This is a genomic window from Microbacterium sp. Leaf320 (assembly GCF_001423485.1).
GTDB lineage: Bacteria > Actinomycetota > Actinomycetes > Actinomycetales > Microbacteriaceae > Microbacterium.
This window is the reverse complement of sequence record NZ_LMOD01000001.1, coordinates 445288-461816: the sequence shown is the minus strand read 5'-3', so window position 1 is coordinate 461816 and position 16529 is coordinate 445288. Positions and strand designations below refer to the sequence as shown.

15 protein-coding genes are annotated in these 16529 nt (G+C 64.6%); 6 read left to right on the top strand and 9 right to left on the bottom strand.

Annotated elements, in window-relative coordinates; genetic code table 11:
• Positions 1-561, top strand: a complete 561-nt coding sequence (locus tag ASF63_RS02150) for a hypothetical protein (RefSeq protein ID WP_056508980.1) — start codon at positions 1-3, stop codon at positions 559-561.
• A 19-nt stretch (positions 562-580) separates the two neighbouring features.
• Here the strand turns inward: ASF63_RS02150 and ASF63_RS02145 are convergent, their stop codons facing one another.
• The 5 genes from ASF63_RS02145 to ASF63_RS02125 form a co-directional block, all read right to left on the bottom strand.
• The gene (locus tag ASF63_RS02145) at positions 581-1318 is read right to left on the bottom strand and encodes an ABC transporter ATP-binding protein (RefSeq protein WP_056508976.1); all 738 of its coding nucleotides are present in this window, start codon (positions 1316-1318) and stop codon (positions 581-583) included.
• The gene (locus ASF63_RS02140) at positions 1318-2136 is read right to left on the bottom strand and encodes an ABC transporter permease (protein WP_056508973.1); all 819 of its coding nucleotides are present in this window, start codon (positions 2134-2136) and stop codon (positions 1318-1320) included. The genes ASF63_RS02145 and ASF63_RS02140 overlap by 1 nt, the downstream gene beginning before the upstream one ends.
• A 10-nt stretch (positions 2137-2146) precedes the next feature.
• Entirely contained in the window at positions 2147-3283 is a 1137-nt protein-coding gene (glf, locus tag ASF63_RS02135; RefSeq protein WP_056508971.1) for a UDP-galactopyranose mutase, read from the bottom strand.
• A gap of 108 nt (positions 3284-3391) precedes the next feature.
• Positions 3392-4459 (bottom strand): acyltransferase family protein, encoded by a 1068-nt coding sequence (locus ASF63_RS02130; RefSeq protein ID WP_056508968.1) that lies wholly within the window; start codon positions 4457-4459, stop codon positions 3392-3394.
• An 11-nt stretch (positions 4460-4470) separates the two neighbouring features.
• Positions 4471-5607 carry an NAD-dependent epimerase/dehydratase family protein gene (locus ASF63_RS02125; RefSeq protein WP_056508967.1) on the bottom strand — a complete coding sequence of 379 codons (1137 nt, stop codon included), beginning with the start codon at positions 5605-5607 and terminating at the stop codon, positions 4471-4473.
• A gap of 195 nt (positions 5608-5802) precedes the next feature.
• Between ASF63_RS02125 and ASF63_RS02120 the strand changes: the two genes are divergently transcribed.
• Positions 5803-6816: a glycosyltransferase family 2 protein gene (locus ASF63_RS02120; RefSeq protein ID WP_056508964.1), complete on the top strand. Its 1014-nt coding sequence runs from the start codon at positions 5803-5805 to the stop codon at positions 6814-6816.
• On the opposite strand, the gene ASF63_RS02115 is transcribed toward ASF63_RS02120, so the two are convergent.
• Positions 6817-7962 (bottom strand): hypothetical protein, encoded by a 1146-nt coding sequence (locus tag ASF63_RS02115; RefSeq protein WP_157534211.1) that lies wholly within the window; start codon positions 7960-7962, stop codon positions 6817-6819.
• Between the two features lie 209 nt (positions 7963-8171).
• Between ASF63_RS02115 and ASF63_RS02110 the strand changes: the two genes are divergently transcribed.
• The 4 genes from ASF63_RS02110 to ASF63_RS02095 are packed head-to-tail and all read left to right on the top strand — an operon-like array spanning position 8172 to position 11810.
• Positions 8172-9065 (top strand): glycosyltransferase family 2 protein, encoded by an 894-nt coding sequence (locus ASF63_RS02110; protein ID WP_235560665.1) that lies wholly within the window; start codon positions 8172-8174, stop codon positions 9063-9065.
• A gap of 41 nt (positions 9066-9106) precedes the next feature.
• Positions 9107-9835, top strand: a complete 729-nt coding sequence (locus ASF63_RS02105) for a glycosyltransferase family 2 protein (protein WP_082477782.1) — start codon at positions 9107-9109, stop codon at positions 9833-9835.
• Positions 9832-10212 (top strand): DUF2304 domain-containing protein, encoded by a 381-nt coding sequence (locus tag ASF63_RS02100; RefSeq protein ID WP_056510141.1) that lies wholly within the window; start codon positions 9832-9834, stop codon positions 10210-10212. The genes ASF63_RS02105 and ASF63_RS02100 overlap by 4 nt, the downstream gene beginning before the upstream one ends.
• Before the next feature lie 35 nt (positions 10213-10247).
• Positions 10248-11810, top strand: a complete 1563-nt coding sequence (locus tag ASF63_RS02095) for a DUF2142 domain-containing protein (protein ID WP_056508959.1) — start codon at positions 10248-10250, stop codon at positions 11808-11810.
• Positions 11811-12079: 269 nt separating this feature from the next.
• Here ASF63_RS02095 and ASF63_RS02090 read toward each other — a convergent pair whose 3' ends face one another.
• From ASF63_RS02090 to ASF63_RS02080, 3 genes are read right to left on the bottom strand one after another with little or no spacing between them, the layout of a single operon-like run.
• Positions 12080-13297, bottom strand: coding sequence for an alginate O-acetyltransferase AlgX-related protein (locus ASF63_RS02090; RefSeq protein ID WP_157534210.1), 1218 nt, complete (start codon positions 13295-13297; stop codon positions 12080-12082).
• Entirely contained in the window at positions 13294-14523 is a 1230-nt protein-coding gene (locus ASF63_RS02085; RefSeq protein WP_056510139.1) for an acyltransferase family protein, read from the bottom strand. Before ASF63_RS02085 ends, ASF63_RS02090 begins: the two co-directional genes overlap by 4 nt.
• Complete coding sequence (locus ASF63_RS02080) at positions 14520-16397, bottom strand: rhamnan synthesis F family protein (RefSeq protein ID WP_056508954.1); 1878 nt, start codon at positions 16395-16397, stop codon at positions 14520-14522. The genes ASF63_RS02085 and ASF63_RS02080 overlap by 4 nt, the downstream gene beginning before the upstream one ends.
• Positions 16398-16529 lie beyond the last annotated feature (132 nt).

Here is a 16529-nt window from a genome sequence, read left to right as displayed (position 1 = left end):
ATGACCGACGAACAGCAGCCTGACGTCCGCTGGGCCCCGATGGAGCCCCAGCCGAGCAACCGCGGTCGCATCGCTCTCATCGTGGCACTCATCGTCGCCGGCCTCGTCGTCGTCGGCGTGCTGCTGTTCTTCCTCCTGCCTCGGGGCGAGTCCCCGGAGCCCGGTGCCGGCGGATCACCGTCACCATCCGAGAGCATGCCCGGCGATCCGACCGATCCGCCGGTGACCACCGCACCCGAGCCGGTGGATCCCTCCATCGACACGTTCCGTGATCAGGTCGGCTTCTGGCTCGAGGACGCCGCGCGCGGCCTCGACATCGCCGCAGCCAACAGCGGCCCGGATGCCGTGCAGGTCGTCGAGACTCTGCAGGAGGACGCTCAGCGTCTCTCCGATACTCTGCCGCCGTCGTCGATCGCGACGGAGTGGACTGACGGAGTCGCCGACTACGCTCAGAAGCTCGCCGATCTGAAGACCGCAGCGAGCGACGGCTCCGACACGACGAGCGCGGTCGATGCGGCACGCGCCTCGCTGCAGGTGCTGAGCGACCTCGTCGCAGCCTGATGCATCGCTGCCGCCGGGCTCAGCCGGCGTTGTAGTCCTTGTTGTATCGGTCGAGCACCTCGGCGATCGGCGCATCGAGCACGAGGGCGCCCTTGTCGAGGTAGAGGCCGCGCGTGCAGAAACGGCGGAGATCGCGCTCGTTGTGGCTGACGAAGAACAGCGTGCGCCCCTCAGCCAGCAGCTCGTCGATGCGCTTGTAGCACTTCTCTCGGAAGGCCTTGTCACCGACGGCGAGAACCTCGTCGACGAGCAGTATCGGCTCGTCGAGCTGCGAGACGACGGAGAATGCGAGCCGCACCTTCATGCCGTTCGAGAGGTGCTTGTAGGGCGTGTCCTCGAAACCGGCGAGCTCGGCGAACTCGATGATGTCGTCGTATCGACGTGAAACCTCGTCGCGCGACATGCCGTGAAGGCCGGCCGTCAGTCGGACGTTCTCGCGCACGGTCAGGTCGCCGACGAAGCCCCCTGTGATCTCGATCAGGGGCGCGACTCCCCCGTTCACGGTCACGGTTCCCTCATCAGACAGCAGGACCTTCGCGACGAGACGCAGCAGGGTGGACTTGCCCTGACCGTTGCGACCGACGACGCCGATCGACTCCCCCTGCTGCACGGTGAACGAGACGTCGCGCAGCGCCCAGAACTCACCAGGGCGCGAGCGCCGGGATGCTCCGGCGAACAGATCCTTGAAGCTGCGTCGTCCTCGGCGGTTGCGGCGGAAGCGGACCCCGAGCCCCTTCACCTCTATGGCGGTCGACATCACAGCTCCTTCAACACGGGGCGCTCCAACGAGCGGAACGTCCAGATCCCGAGGGCCAGGATCACGAGAGTCATGCCGACGCTGATCAGCAGGGTGAAGAGGTTCCACTGATCGGGGAAGAAGGGCATGCGATAGAGCATGAAGATCCCGGCGAGCGGGTTGAAGGCTCCGAGGGTCTGGAACATCCCCGGCAGATCCGTGACGTTGTAGATGATGGGGGTCGCGTAGAACATCGCACGCAGGATCAGCGCGGTCGTCCGCTCAAGGTCGACGTAGAGGACGCAGAGCGGCGCGACGAGCAGACCGAGTCCCACGAGCAGGACCGTCTGGAGGATCATCGCGACCGGCATCCAGAGGATGCCCCAGCCGACCTGGACGGTGTTCGCCGGGTTCTGCTCGACGAGCAGGTTGATGATGACGAACGCGGCCAGCACCGGCAGGGAGAACAGGTACTCCATGCCCTTGCTGAGAACGATGCGGTTGACCCAGATCGAACGAGGGATGGCCGTGGAGCGGACCAGCCGGGAGTCCTTCTTGAAGGCTCTCGTGAAGTCCGACACCGAGGAGTTGAACCACACCCACGGCAGAAGCGCACTGATGAGGAACACGATGTACGGCTCCTCACCGACATCACGATGGAAGATCTGTGTGAAGACGAACCAGTAGATCGCGCTCATCACGAGCGGATCCAGCACCGACCACAGGTATCCGAGGAAGCTCGTCGAGTACCGCACCTTGAGGTCTCGGGCCGACAGCAGCCACAGGGAATGCAGATAGCGCCGGGGCGTCCCGGGCGCCCCGACAGCAGCGTGACTCATAGGGTCGAGTCTACGAGAGCGTGTTGTTCCACAGCGACAGCGCCGAGCCGATCGCCATGTGCATGTCGAGGTACTGATAGGTGCCGAGGCGTCCGCCGAAGTGCACGTCCCTCTCCCCCTTCGCGAGCTCGCGATAGGCCAGCAGCCCGTCACGGTCAGTCGGGGTGTTCACCGGGTAGTACGGCTCGTCGTCGCGGCTCGCGAACCGCGAGAACTCACGCATGATGACGGTCTTGTCGGACTCGTAGACGTCCTTGCGCTCCGGGTGGAAGTGCTTGAACTCATGGATGCGCGTGTAGGGCACGTCCATGTCGGGGTAGTTCATCACGGTCGTGCCCTGGAAGTCCCCGATGTTCAGGACTTCTTGTTCGAAGTCGAGCGTCCGCCAGCTGAGCGCTCCTTCGTTGTAGTCGAAGTAGCGGTCGACGGGGCCCGTGTAGACGACGGGCACCTGACCGACGGTCGCCTTCTTGTTGAGGGGCTGCGCGTCGTCGAAGTAGTCGACATTCAGCTTCACCTCGATGTTGGGGTGGTCCGCCATTCGCTCGAGCCACGCGGTGTAGCCGTCAGTCGGCAGGCCTTCCCAAGTGTCGTTGAAGTAGCGGTTGTCGTAGGTGTACCGCACGGGCAGGCGGCTGATGATGTCACCGGACAGCTTCTGCGGGTCGGTCTGCCACTGCTTGGCCGTGTAATCGCGGAAGAAGGCCTCGAACAGCGGGCGTCCGACCAGGGCGATGCCCTTCTCCTCGAAGTTCGCCGCCGTCTTCACGTCGAACTCCCCCGCCTGCTCGCGCACGAGGGCTCGCGCCTGATCGGGCGTGTACGCCGACTGGAAGAACTGGTTGATGGTGCCGAGGTTGACCGGCATCGGGAACACGGTGCCCTTGTGCGTCGTGTAGACGCGGTGCACATAGTTCGTGAACGTGGTGAAACGGTTGACGTACTCCCACACCGTGGCGTTCGAGGTGTGGAAGAGGTGTGCGCCGTAGCGGTGCACCTCGATGCCCGTCTCGGGCTCCGCCTCGCTGTATGCGTTGCCGCCGATGTGATGACGACGGTCGATGACCGTCACCTTGCGGCCGGCGTTCGCGGCACGTTCTGCGATGGTCAGGCCGAAGAAGCCCGAACCCACGACGAGGAGATCCATGGAAACCCTTCCCGCGCATGGCGACGCCAAGCACGATGAGCCAGTCTAGATGCTTCACCTCTCAGCGATCGCTCGGTGGCTCCCGCCGAGAGATCTCCTCTCCCCGCGTCAGACCGGAACGGGGAGAGGCGGGACAGAGCGTCTCCGGCGGATGCGGTTCATGCTCGGACGTTCGATGAGGTACCAGCTTCCCGCCGCGAGGAGGGTGGTCCCGACGACCGTCAGAGCGAGGTAGACCGACATGCCCCAACGGGCACCTCCCACGAGGACGACCAGCTGTTGCACCGGCCACGCGTAGATGTAGAACCCGTAGGAGATGTCGTTTCGCGAAATCCATGATGGCTGCGGGATCACAGCTGAGAGGAACAGCAGCCCGTAGGCCAGGAACGGCGCGGATACCTGGCCGCCCCACCGCGGAACGAAGGCGATCAGCACCACTGCGATGACGAGGGACACGATGCCGATCCACCGATTCAGGCCGAACTTCTCGATGATGAAGTACGCGCACGCGCCCCCCATGAAGAAGGGAAGCAGCTTGAAGAACAGACCGAAGTTGGTGTCGAGCCCGAACTCCACGAAGAGACCGAGATTGATCCAGATGAGGAGACTGATCACGAACAGAGCGGCTGCCGGTATGACAGAGCGGCGGAACACCGCCAGCGCTCCCACGACCCAAACCACGAGGTAGCAGAGGAACTCCAGGTACAGGGTCCACAGGGACCCGTTCCACACGTTCGGGTAGGGGACGGTGTCGAGAGTCGTTCCGATCCCGAAATTGGAGACCTCGAGCCCCATGTTCCCCCACACATACTGCATGGGCGTTTCGGGCGTGGTCAGGTAGTCCGTCAGCGTGCCGTGGGCGATCAGCGCGGCCAAGGGTCCGAACACGGTGGCGGTCAGAAGGAGACATACCAAGAAGGCGGGGTAGATCCTGGCGATCCGGTGGAGAAGATAGTCTCCCGCGGACGTGCGCAGTCGACTCCTCGTGATCAGGAATCCGCTGAGGACGAAGAATCCGGCGACCGCCCAGGTGCCGAGGTTCTCTCCGCTGACCTGGGGTCCTGTACCGCGCCCGGCGATGTACCAACTGTGGGCGAACAGCACGATCGCCGCGAGTCCGAGCCGGAAGAGATTGAGGCTGTTCCCCCGGTAGGGATAGGGCTTCCCCTCAAGCATCTTTCGTGGTCTCACTTCAGAAGGTTCCGGGAGGCCATCTCATCGAGAGAACGCTGGTAGGTGTCGCCCTCCACGGGCTCCGTGAGAACCCACTCGACGAACTGCTGCACGCCGTCCGCGAAGGCGACCCCCGGAGTGAATCCGAGCACTTCCCGCAGACGGGTCGTGTCTGCGACGTTGTGGCGAATGTCGCCCAAGCGATAGTTGCCCGAGATGCGGGTCGGCACATCGGTGCCGAATGCAGCGAACAGCGCGCCGACCACGTCGTTGACGGTCGTCGCCACACCTGATCCCACGTTGAACGTGCCACCCGCGGCATCCTGGTGCGTCACGGCGAGATAGGTGGCCTCGACGACATCGTCGATGTAGACGAAGTCGCGGCTCTCCAGCCCGTCCTCGAAGATGTTGATCGCCTTGCCCTGCCTGATGAGCGTAGAGAAGATCGACAGAATACCCGTGTACGGGTTCTTGAGCGACTGGCCGGGCCCATAGACGTTCTGGTACCGCAGCGCCACCGGCTCGACCCCGATCACGGGCCCGACCGTCATGATCAGCGACTCCTGCATCTGCTTGGTGATGCCGTACACCGACGAAGGGTGAAGCTTGGCATCCTCGTCGGTCGCGACGAGTCGGAGTTCTTCACCTCCGGCACCGAGAACCCGGAAGTCACCCTGAGCCATGGTGTCGTCTGCGCGATGCGGCGGGTACACGATCGTCCCGTCCTGCGCCTCGTAGGCGCCTTCACCATAGATCGAACGCGACGACGCGACGACCATGCGCTTCACGGAGTGCGACTCGTTGGTGAGGAGGTCGAGCAGCTTCGCTGTACCCCCGACGTTCGCCTCGACGTAACGGTCGATCTCGTACATCGACTGTCCTGTCCCGGTCTCGGCAGCCAGATGCACGACGACAGTAGCCCCGGAAAGCGCCTTGCGGAGGTCGTCGGGACTTGTGACGGTTCCATGAATGACCTCTGCGACGCCCTCTAGCGACTTCAGCAACGGCGATGTCTCGGAGGGGTTGTCGCCATGGACCTGCGGGATGAGGGCGTCGAGCACGGTCACACGATGCCCGGAGTCGACCAGACGCTTCGCGAGACGGGATCCGATGAATCCGGCGCCGCCGGTGATGAGAACGTGTTCAGCCATGGAAGAGGAATTCTCCAGTCATAGGATGCGAAAGCGCCATTACGGACCGGCCCGTCCGGAGATGAGAACGTTCGGGCCAGCGCCGATTCTATCCGGGCGGGGTGCCCAGACGGAGGATCGTCCGCGATCCGGCACGTCGTCGCCGACCTCCAGGCGCAGGAGAGCGCGCAACAGCGAAGGGTACACTCGATCGTGATGTCCACTGCCCTGCCCGCGTTCGAGCGTACGGTCTCCGTCATCGTTCCGGTCTACAACGCCGCCGCCCATCTCGCCGCCTGCGTGACGTCGATACTCGCGCAGACCCACCAGCACCTCGACGTCATCCTCGTCGACGACGGGTCGACTGACGGCTCAGGCGAGCTGTGCGACGAGATCGCCGCCACGGATGAGCGCGTCCGCGTGATCCATCAGAGCAACGGCGGCATCGGCGCTGCTCAGAATGCGGGCCTGGATGCCGCGCGCGGCGCGTACATCACATTCTGCGACAACGATGACCTGATGAGCCCGCACCTCGTCGAGCGGCTGCTTAGCATTCTCATCGACGCGGATGCCGACATGAGCTGCTGCCGATGGTGGAACGTCGGCGCAAGCGTCGCTGCTGCATCGAAAGACCAGCACGCCGATGACCCCTCCGGTTCGGCGATCGTCTTCGACGACGCTGCTCGCAGCTATCAGAACATCTTCAGCATCGCCTTGCGACGCATCAGGAAGGAAGAGCTCAAGTACTTCAGCGAGGCGAACTGGGGCAAGCTCTACCGCGCCTCGCTGTTCGACGACATTCGATTCCCATCCGGACGCTATGCGCAGGACGTCGCTGTCGCGATGGATCTGTACCTGCGAATGAGCCGGGTGGCGTCGTGCAGCGACCGTCTCTATTTCTGGCTCCAGCGTGGCGACAGCGTCTCCCACTCGCTGCGCTCGGCGACTTATTATCACGACATCGTCCGAGCGCACGCGCGGTCGTTCGAGGCCGCGCTCGACCATGGTGTGCTCCCGGCACGCGCCTACTACGGTCTGACAGCGCTCCGCCTCCAACGACGCAGTATCCGCACCCCGTTCGATGCCGAGCTGTTCCGCTCCGATCGCGCGCTGGTACGTTCGCTGAAGTCGCGTCTCACCCTGACACAGCGCGTCCGCTGCATGGGATTGCGTCTCGTGCGACAGGCCGAGGTCGTGGTCTACGACCTCACCGTCCACCGCCGCCGCTGATCAGGGACGGCGTCCGAAGACGAGGTGCCATGCCGCTCCGATGAGTGGTCCCACGATGAGCCCGACGACGGTACGGAAGCCGATGTCACCCGGCGTGAGTGCGACGGCCGCCACGGCGAGGACGCACGCCAGGACCCATCCGGTGGCAAAGGCGGTGTGGCGCCCGGCCGCGAGAGCACGCGCACCCGTCACCGTCAACACCCCCAGGCAACCCGAGGCGATCACCAGCCACGTGAGCAGCGCCCCCTCGATCGCGAATCCCCCGCCGAAAAGTCCGACAAGGAGGCTCTCGCCCCAGAGCCCGGCCACGACGCCCACCACCGGTGTGAACACGCAGAGCCCGATCAGCACGGTCACCATGAGTCTGGGGGCTTTCTCCGGCGCCGCGCTGAACCGAGCGATGAGCATGCTCTGCAGCGCGGTCAACGGCACGAGGATGGGGGCCCTCGTCAGAGTCAGCGCGAGGACCACCGCACCCAGAGCTGCTCGATCTCCTCCTGCGAGCAGCGAGAGGATCACCGGGAACCCGTTGACGAGCACCGCATTCGCGGTAGACGCAACCATGGTTCGGCTAGCGTTCGATGCGAGCGCACGGTAGGACTCGCGGACGCGGGAGTAAGAGCGCACCGCCGCCCAGCGTGCCGACACGACCACCAGCAGCGACACCGGGAACGGGATCGCGACCGCCCATGCGAGCGCGGTACCGTCGGCGCCCGTCCAGAGGGCTATGGCGACGAGGATGAGGCGGAGCAGTCCGTCGATGAGGGGCACGGCGGCGAATCCGCCCCACTGACCGCTGCCCGCGAGAATGCCGTTGAGCGCCGCGACACCCACATAAGACGCGACGGCGATCGCGAGCGGATAGGCCCAGCCGGCATTCGCCGACCCGAACAGGGGGCCGGCCCAGATCAGCCCAGTGGTGACGACCAGAACGAGGACGGCGGCGCCGAGCACACCGGCGAAGCGGAGCAGTGAAGAACTGCCACCGCTCTCAGGGAAGGACTCTCCCTTATGGGATACCGCCCGCGTCGACTCCTGTTGCACGCCGAACAGAATGCCGACGACCATGAACAGCGCTCCCCAGTACACCGAGAAGGATGCGTATCCGGCGGGTCCGAGCGCCGGCGCGACGACGAGAAGGATCAAGAAACTGCTCGCTGCCGACACAGCTGTGGCGATCAGGACCAGAAGCAGGCTCCGTCGCGGTCTCCGACCCGAGGGTGGCTCGACTCCTGATGCCATCTGACGTGCGCTTCCTTCCTCGCGGCGGCACGGCCCTGCGCATCTCGCCTACCATGATGCTGGACCGATTCGGCAATTATGCCAGGGCACTACGGACTCAGGAGGCCGACGGAGTGAACGCAGGGACCATCGACATCATGATGCCTTTCTACGGCGACCCGTCCCAGTTCAAGGAGGCGGTGCTCAGTGTGATCGCGCAGGACGATGCCGACTGGCGACTGGTCGTGCTCGATGACTGCTACCCGCACTGGAACCCCGCCGAGTGGGTGGAGAGCCTCGGGGACGAGCGGATCCTCTTCGAGCGCAACCCGGAGAACCTCGGGGTGAGCAGATCCTTCGATCGATGCATCGACCTCGCTCAGAGCGATTACGTTGCGATCCCCGGTTGCGATGACAGGCTCCTCCCCGGTTACGTCCGCGAAGTGCGAGCGCTCATCGAGCGCTTCGACGCGCCCGACTACGTCCAGCCTGCTGTGCTCGTCATCGATGAGAACGGCAAGCCCGCGGCGCCGCTCGCGGATCGGATCAAGGCGGTCGTGCGACCGCATCTTGCGGCGCCGACCGTGCTGAGCGGCGACGCGCTCGTGACGACGCTGATGAACGGGAACTGGACCTACTTCCCGGCGATCTGCTGGCGAACCGATGCGCTCCGACGCTTCCGCTTCACAGACCGCTATGAGATCGTGATGGATCTCGCGCTTCAGCTCGACATCCTGCTCGAAGGCGGGCGCTTCGCAATCTCGACGACTCCCGCTTTCGAGTACCGTCGCCACTCGGCGAGCGCATCCTCGTACACCGCGAGCGACGGCACGCGGTTCCTCGAGGAGCGTGATTTCTACCGCAGCGTCAGCGCGCGGCTGAGCGACGCGGGTTGGCGGCATGCAGCCCGCGCCGCCAGGCTGCGCGCCACATCGCGGCTGAACGCTCTCTCAAAGGTCCCAGGCGCTCTGCTCCGGGGCCGATGGGCCGCGGTCTCGCTTCTGCTGGGACATGTGGTGGCTCGTTGAGCCGTCACGACCCGCGAAGCGACGACCATATACTGAAACCCATGGTGTACTCCCTCGACCAAGTGCTGGTGGTCATGCCCGCATTCAATGAGGCGGAAGTGATCGAGCAGGTCATCTCCGAGGTGCGAAGTTCTTTGCCCGGCGTGCGCGTTCTGGTCGTGAGCGACGGATCGACGGACACGACCGTCGAGGTCGCCCGCGCGGCCGGAGCACAGGTGCTCGAACTCCCCTTCAACCTCGGAGTCGGCGGCGCGATGCGACTCGGGTTCCGCTTCGCGCTGGAGAACGGGATTCCTGTCGCTGTCCAGCTCGATTCTGATGGCCAGCACAACCCTGCCAACGTTCCGGCACTCGTCGCGCAGCTCGATGAGCACGATGTGGTGATCGGTGCGCGTTTCGCAGGCGAGGGCGACTACGCGGTCCGTGGACCGCGAAGGTGGGCGATGCGGTTCCTGTCCGGCACTCTCAGCAGGGCTCTGACGACGCGACTGACCGACACGACTTCCGGTTTCAAGGCCCATGGCCCGCGAGCTATCGCTCTCTACGCACAGGACTTCCCGGCCGAGTATCTCGGCGACACGATCGAGTCCCTGGTCACCGGCCATCGCGCCGGCCTTCGTTTCACGCAAGTCGGCGTCGCGATGCGCGAACGTGCGGGCGGAACTCCGTCCCACAATCAGCTGAAGTCCGCGGTGTATCTCGGCCGAGCCTTCTTCGCGCTGACGATCGCATTCCTCCGTCCCCGCCGATGGTCGACGGCTGTCGCATGATCCTCGCGCGCTACCTCCTCGGAATCGTGGGAGCCCTCCTCATCCTCATCGTCGCAGTCGAACTCTTGCGGCGGGGCAAGTTGCGTGAACGTCACACCTTCTGGTGGCTGATCGCGGGGACGCTCAGCCTCGTCATCGCTATCTTCCCGTCGATCCTCGACGCACTCGCTGCTGCCCTCGGGATCGACGTCCCCGTCAATCTCCTGTTCTTCGTCGGGATCGTGGTGCTCTTCCTGGTGTGCATCCAGCAATCCACCGAGCTCACCCGCTCGGAAGAACGTACTCGGACTCTCGCCGAGCGCGTCGCGCTGCTGGAGGATCGATTGCGGCAAGTCGAGAGTCGCACGACTCCGCCCGACTCAGACGACCACGGGTGACGGATCCTCAGGACGACCCGAATAGACTAGCCACCATGGTTTTCTCGTCGGGTCCAGTCACCGCGCGCTCAGACATCGGGGGAACCGTCGAACCCACTGATCGACGCCGGATCATTCGTGTCCTGATCGTCGCTCTGCTCGGTTTCGCGGCACTGGTCGGGTGGAGCTTCGCCTCTCCCGTCGGCGCGAGCCCTGACGACAACTTCCATATGACGAGCATCTGGTGCGCGCCCGGTGAGCGACCCGGCCTGTGCGAGATGACCGAGGATCCGAGTGAGAGGGCAATCCTGGCGGAGGTGGCGAACTCCTCCGTCTGCTTCGCGTTCGTGCCCGAACATAGCGGTCGTTGTGACACCCCGCCTACTGGCCTGATCACGACCGGCCATGGCAACTTCCAGGGCCTGTATCCGCCCGTTTACTACGGCACGATGAGCATCTTCAGCTCCGCGGATGTGCCGACGTCGGTACTGCTGATGCGCGTGTTCAACTCTTTCCTCGCGGTCACGCTGGTCACCTCGATCTATCTTCTCGTCGATCGGCGGCTCCGCACCCCCATGCTCTGGGGTCTTATGCTGACGGCGATACCGGCGGGCATCTTCCTCGTCGCCAGCGTCAATCCGAGCGGCTGGGCGATCATGTCAGCCGGCACCCTATGGGTCGCACTCGTGGGCTACTTCCGCGCACCCAGCTGGGGACGCCGCATCGCCCTCGGGTCACTCGCGTTCGTCTCAGCGCTGATGGGCGCCGGAGCGCGCGGCGATTCCGCGGTGTACGTCGCTTTCGGCGCGGTGGTCGCGGCGATACTCTCGTTCGAACGCACCCGGAGATATCTCTACCTTCTCGCGCTTCCCGTCGGCGCTGCGGTCATGGCTGCCGCGTTCTACCTCGGCTCCAACCAGGTCGGGTCCGCGCTCGAAGGCGAGATGGCCGGCACGCGCCCGGAGAGCGTCGACATCGTCAGCGGACTGATCCGCACCGTGATGAATATCCCTCAGCTCTGGGTCGGCAACTTCGGCACCCAGGCGCTCGGCTGGGGTGACACCAAGATGCCGGCGGCGGTCTGGTTCACCACGCTCGTCCTATACGGAGCAGTGGCGTTCTGGAGCCTCTCACGAAGGCGTGACGTGCGATCGAACGTCGCGGTCGTCCTGGCCGGGATCGCCCTCGTGATGGTCCCGAGTTGGGTGATCGTACAGAACGGTGTCGATGTGGGAGTGCTCGTTCAGCCCCGTTACGTCCTCCCCCTGCAGGTACTGCTGATCGGTCTGCTGCTTTTCGGAGCCGGCGACCCGCGGATCACGATGTCGCGCGTCCAGCGCTGGATCATCGTCATCGGCCTCGCCGGCGCGAACAGCACTGCCCTGTACACGACCATGCGTCGTTACCTCACCGGCACGGACTACGCCGGTTTCGACCTGAACAAGGGCATCGAGTGGTGGTGGAGCGGCCTCCCCATCGCGCCTGGCGTGTTCTGGGTCGTCGGCTCCCTCGCGTTCGCCGCCCTCCTCGTCGCCGCTACGGGTGCCATCGACCGCAAGCAGAGCGTCCCGGAACTCGTGACCGACCCGGACCTCGAGTCCGCGACTGCCGGCCGCTGACCCCACGGGCATCCTCGGCCGCGGCCGGCGCCATGATCGAGACGCAGCTCTGGGTTGAGGTACGTGGGGCATCGCGACACCTGCGGTGATTCGGGAAACCGAGCCCGCACCGGTCATCCGCGTTCGAGCCATCACCGCCCATAGACCGCACTACCGCGAGTCCGTTCGCGGTCGATGACCGGGGGTGGGGTCTTCGAATGCTCAGGGAGCGTGTTGTTTCAACTAACGCGGGGGTTCACCGCGTCCTGAGCGTTTTTTCGCTCCCACGGTCAGCCCTTCGGCAGGGTCGGGGGCACCTGCGCGAAGTACCGCTCGGTGAAGACGTAGAGGACGGTGTCGGCGTCGCATTCGGATGCCTGCGCCACGATGTCGGGCCTCTGGTCGGGGTAGTCGAGGTTGTGCCGCGCCTGGCAGGTCTGTTCGAACGCCTGGGCCCATACCGGGGCAAGCGCTTCACCGGTCGAGTCTCGCATGATCAGCGCACGACCGGCGCCTGAGGAGGACTCGGTACGGGCGGGCATGTCGAGGAGTCCCACCGTGCCGTCCGACGGCCCCTCCTGAGCTGTCCCGTCGGCACCGGTGATGGTGGACTGCACGGGCTCCGATTCGGGCAGGACGGGCGTTGCCCAGTCCTCTACGGTCGCCGAATTCCCGTACGGGGTGAACTCGTTCGGTGCGGTGGCCATCGTGATACCGGCGGGCTCCGGGACCTCCACCTGCGGCCACACCGAGTCGGGGTACAGGTCCGACGCGCAGCTCACCGTCTGCTTCCACGCCGCGTATGCGCCGTAGGGGTTCCAGTGGGTGTTCACAGCCGAGTAGACGGGCGCATCCTGTTTAGCCGCCTGCATCGCCCCACGCACGTCGACGATGGGCAGGTCCCCAGAGCGCTCCAGGAACTGCTCGAGGTGGGTCTCCCCCTGAAGCTCGTCCGCCCACTCAGGGAGTTTCTCCCGGTAGAGTTCCCACTTCGCCGGCGCCACCACGATCACGAGTTCACGGTCATCTTCGGCGAGCTTCTCGTCGAGCTCGCTGAAGTAGGCGAGCCATTGACCGAGCTGATCATCGAGCCACGGCGCACGTCCGAGCGCCTGCGAGAAGTTGGCCGACTGCTCGTCACCCCAGAATTCGAAGCCGTCGCGTCCTTCGACGCGCATCCCGAACACCTCCGGATGCGCGGCGAACTCGGCTTCCGACTCCGCGTTGCGCTCTCCCGTCCAGATCTCCGGAGAGTGGGCGGCGAAGTCCTCCGAGATGCAGCTGCCTGGCAGAGAGCTCTGCTGCGACGCCTGCGCGAGGGCTTCCTCCCGCTGCTGTGCCGTCGCCGCCCGGTCGGCCTGGCGAGTTCCCACTCCGATGACAGACATCACGATCACCGCGACCATCAGGAGGCTGAGGGGAATGTAGTACGCGATGCGCTGGGCGCGTGAGCGAGGCCTCTCCTTCTCGACGCCGTGCATCGAGTGCAACGAAGGCCCGGCGCTCACGACTGTGCTCCGTTGTTCGAGCGCATCGACTCCGCGAAACGCGTCGACGAGAAGTCGGGATTGACGATCCGTCGCTTGACCCCTGTCGTGACCGGCGCGGCGCGACGCATCAGCGCCGCCAGCCATCCGGGCGTCCAGTCCTTGAGCGACATCGCCGGCTTCTCGATCAGATGCCACGACGCGATCGCGACGATGTGGACGACGACCACGATCACCAGGTGGTAGGCGAACCAACCGTACTTCTCCAACCCGAAGTACGTCGCGAGCGTCATCAGCGGCCACGCATAGATGTAGATGCCGTAGGAGAAGTCGCCGAATCGAGCCCAGTTCGTCAGGCGGAATCGAACACCCACCCACATGAGGAAGTAGAGGAAGCCGAACTGGCCAACGACATTCCAGCCACCGAATGCATAGGTGAAGAGTCCGAGCCCCAACATTCCTATCGCTATGCGGTCGTCGATGATGATCTTGTCGCCATGGAGCGCGAAGAGCATCCCGAATGCGAACGGCGCGAAGAACATGAGGATGAACGGATCGGCGAGCACGCGGTTGAGTCCGCCGACATTGCCCGCACCCAGCCACTGCAGCGCGTTCAGGCCGATGACGACGACGGCGAATGCTGTCGCGAATCGCTTGGATGCCAGTGCGCCGAACAGTCCGAGGAGTCCGACGACGATGTAGCAGAGGAATTCGTACGAGAGGGTCCAGGCGGATCCGTTCCAGTCCCTCACCCCGTGGTTGAGGAAGTACGGAACGGTCTCACCGAGCCCAGCGATGTTCCGCTGTCCGAGGGTGAGGAACATGTTGTCGACGAAGTAGGTCTTCGGAGACTCGACTGCAGCACTCCAATAGCCGTCGAACGTTCCCTTCTCGAGGTGCCACGCGATCGGCGCGAGGACGGCCACGGTGAGGATGAGCGCGGCCCAGAACGCCGGGAAGATGCGAAGGCATCGTCTCCAGAAGTAGCGCCAGATCGTCGACCGTCCCATCCGGGACTTCGTGATGAGGAAGCCGGAGAAGAAGAAGAACCCCGCGACCGCGACCCCGCCGAGGGACTGCTCGTCGGAGATCTGGATTCCGAGGTCCTCGCCTCCGTAGAACCCCGCTACAGGACCGGAGTGCGAGAAGATCACCAGGAAGGCCAGCAGCCAGCGGAGGAAGTCGAGGGAGTTGGCGCGGGGATTGAAAGCCTCTGCGACGGTCAGCGGCCCACGGACATCGTTCACGCTGCGGTCCCCTGTCCGCCACGGCGCGTGCGCCACCGGACGTAGGTCCTTCGGCTCGCGTCATAGACGGGATAGAGCAACCGGGCGAGGCGCGGAAGCCGCGTGTGCACGACGCGCTTGCTGACGCTGAGCATGCTCGGACCGCGCTCCAGTCGATCGAGGTAGGCGCGCTGCTGCATGACTGTTCCCGGGAGGCCCTGACTGAAGTTCTGGAGCTTGAACTCCAGTGAGGGGTAGTTGATCGAAGCGAGCTCCGTGCTCTGCACCGTGTAGACAGGCATGCCCGCTCCGAGGGATGAGTAGGTGAACAGCCGCTCGAGGACATGCGCCAGGGAGCCGTCGCCGTACGCCTCGTCGTCGAAGTCTGCCCACGTCAGACCTGCGTCGACCAGCGTGCGCAACGCATGCGGCCGGGCGATGAACATCGAGCCGTAAGCCGACAGTGGCGTGGATTCGTCGAGCGGCGTCGTGATCCCGAGCTTCCGACACAAACGCTCAGCCGGTGCCTTGTTGAGATACCACGACTTGCCGAGAGTCGGGAACCCGATGTGGATGATCGGAGGGATCACCATGCCGATCTCGGGACGCTCCGCGAACAGGTTCACGACATTGGCGGCATAGTTCTCGGAGTGCAGAAGGTTGCCGAACAGGTGCCGCTTGAACCATCCGCCTGCGACGGCGCCGTCCTGCGGCGAGCGTTTCGAATGCAGCTTGACCACGATGTCGAAGCTGTCGTCTCGCAGCAGGTCGGCGCAACCGAGTAGGAACGCAGACACGTCGCGCCCCGCGTTGGACTCGGTGACGCGGACCTCGTAGGAGGGTTCACCTCTCCGCGCCAACGCGGCCTTGATGTAGCTCTTCTTCTGCTCGGTGTCGGTGGTGACGACGACGTGCCTCTCACAGGGGAGCCGCTCGGCGTACCCCATGAGCTCGTCGATCATGTCCTCGTAGTAGCAGTGGATCGCGACCAGCGCGCGCATTCCTCGAGCACGCTCGAGCTGCGCCTCATCTATCTCGAGCGCGTCCGAGTAGATGCGATACAGGGAGAAGTTCGTCGCCGCCACGCGCGGCTCGGATGTCCGAGCGATGTTCTGCCACACGAGTTCCAGCGGGTAGTCGGACGTCCGCTCGAGCTCGTCGATGACGTCGCGTCCGATGATGGCGTAATCGGAGAAGTACAGCGGGCTGTGGAAGAAGGTGCGTCGCTTGAGGATCGGGCAGCGCTCTGCGGTGAGCTGCACCACTTCATCGAGGATCGGATTGAGGCTGGAGTAGTCGGCGCCTCGGAAGAGCACCTCCGACGAGAAGCCGCGCTCTTCGAAATGCTGGGTGAAACGGGCCTCGTGCATGTCGACGGACTGCTCGTAGCTCGTGATCATCGGCATGCTGGCCCAGTACTCGCGGAAGGCAGGAGACGTGAACATCGCATTGCGCACGGCTATCCAGTGCGACTGGATGTGGCGGGGCAGCACCCCCTTCGCGGCGAAGGGGTGCGGACGCACTTCACCGTGCTCCGTGATGCCCCAGAAGTCGGCCTTCCAGGAGTCCGACCGCTCGAACATCTCAGAGAACGGGTACATCGGCCCGAAGAACGTGTAGTTGAGGAGGATCAGCTCGTCGTACTCAGCGAGTCTGTCAAAACCGAATCGCTCAAGCCCCTCCTTATAACCCCAGACGTCGAAACCGACGTTCTCGCGCTCCCAGACCTCGTCGGCAACCTCCTCGAGCACGGCACGACCGGCAGGGTCGAGGGGACCGTTGGAGACGACAACGATGTGCTCGGCGTGCTCGCGCAACTTCTCCAGGCAGTAGGGGACGTAACCGTCGACTCCCCCGTCCTTCTCCCAGAAAAGATAGAAAGCGATGCGCTTCACGAGGCTCCTTGGTGGGGGTAGACAATCCTGACGAGTATAGCCGCAGCACGCCGCGCTCCCCTGTGGACGCACCGACCCGAGATCTGGACGACTCGCCTGCCGCCAGCTCTCGATCCCGTACGAGGACTCGGG